Origin of the sequence: Streptomyces alanosinicus, assembly GCF_014650595.1 — a bacterium.
Lineage (GTDB): Bacteria > Actinomycetota > Actinomycetes > Streptomycetales > Streptomycetaceae > Streptomyces > Streptomyces alanosinicus.
The window spans coordinates 1-1,525 of sequence record NZ_BMVG01000133.1; the positions used below are offsets into that span (position 1 = coordinate 1).

Here is a 1,525-nt window from a genome sequence, read left to right on the forward strand (position 1 = left end):
GATCTCATGCAGCGACTCCTGCCGACCACCCGACAACTGCTCCTGAGACACCGGACGGAAGGCCAGCGAGCCGACCGTGGCGACCGGGGCGCCGGCGGAGTCGGCGAGGTCCAGGGTCAGGTTTCCGACCTCGTCCTTGGTGACGCGGACCCGCAGGGCAGTGGCGCCGGACGCGTGCAGGGCGACCTGTGACCAGGAGAAGGGCAACTCCGTCGGCTCGTCGCCGGTGATGTGCTCGCCGACGCCGAGGGCGTGCATGGTGGCGTCCAGGAGGGCGGGGTGGACCCCGAACTCGGCCGCGTCGTCATGGGCGTGCTCGGGCAGCGCCACCTCGGCGAAGACCGTCTCTCCGTCGCGCCAGACCGCCGTGAGGCCCTGGAAGACCGGCCCGTAGTCGTAACCCTGCTGGAAGAGCAGCTCGTACGCGTCCGCCACCCGCACCTCCGCGGCGCCCGCCGGAGGCCAGACCGTGAGGTCGGCGGGGGGCGCGGCCGGGGTGGCGGTGAGGACGCCCTCGGCGTGCAGCAGCCATTCCGCCGTGGGCCGTTCCTCCCGCGAGTGGATCCGGATCGTACGCTCGCCCGCCTCCTCCGCGCCGACCGTGACCCGGAGCGCCACACCGCCCTGCTCGGGCAGGACGAGCGGGGCCTGGAGGATGAGTTCCTCCAGCACCGGGTTGCCGATCTGGCCCCCCGCGTACAGGGCGAGTTCGACGAAGCCGGTGCCCGGCAGCAGTACGGTCCCGAGGACGTCGTGGTCGGCGAGCCAGGGGTGGGTGTCCAGGGCCAGCCGGCCGGTGAGGACGACGCCGTCGCTGTCCGGCTCGGAGACGACCGCGCCGAGCAGCGGGTGGTCGGCGGCCGCCAGACCGAGGGCCGACGGGTCGCCGCCGCCCTGGTTCTCGATGATCCAGAACCGCTCCCGCTGGAAGGGATACGTCGGCAGGTCGACGTGCCGGGCACCCGTACCGGCGTAGAACGCGCCCCAGTCGACGCGCGTGCCGACCGTGAACAGCCGGCCGACGGCGGTCAGGAGGGTGTGGGTCTCGGGGCGGTTCTTGCGTACGACGCCTTCGGCGACGACGGCCTCGTCCAGGGTGGTCCGGGTGAGGGCCGTGAGGATCGCGTCAGGGCCCAGCTCCAGGAACCGGGTGATGCCCTTGGAGTGCAGATACGTGACGGTGTCGGCGAAGCGGACGGCTTCGCGGAGGTGGCGGGTCCAGTAGTCGGGGGTGCCCCACTCGTCCGTGATCTCGCCGTGCACGCCGGAGACCACCGGGATGGACGGTGCGTTGTAGGTGACGGTCTCCGCGACCGCGCGGAAGTCGGCGAGGGCGGGGTCCATCAGCGGGGAGTGGAAGGCGTGCGAGACCCGCAGCCGGGTCGTCTTACGACCTTGGCCCGCGAAGTCCGCCGCGATCGACTCCACATCCGCCTCGACACCCGAAATCACCACAGAAGACGGGGAGTTGATGGCTGCGATGCCGACGGTCTCGGTCAGGTGCGGGAGGAGTTCCTCCTCCGTG

1 protein-coding gene is annotated in these 1,525 nt (G+C 71.8%); it reads right to left on the reverse strand.

What is annotated here, in order from left to right; translation table 11 throughout:
- Window positions 1–1,525 (reverse strand): polyketide synthase dehydratase domain-containing protein (locus IE277_RS46620; RefSeq protein ID WP_189960189.1); only part of this gene is annotated, 1,525 nt, incomplete at both ends.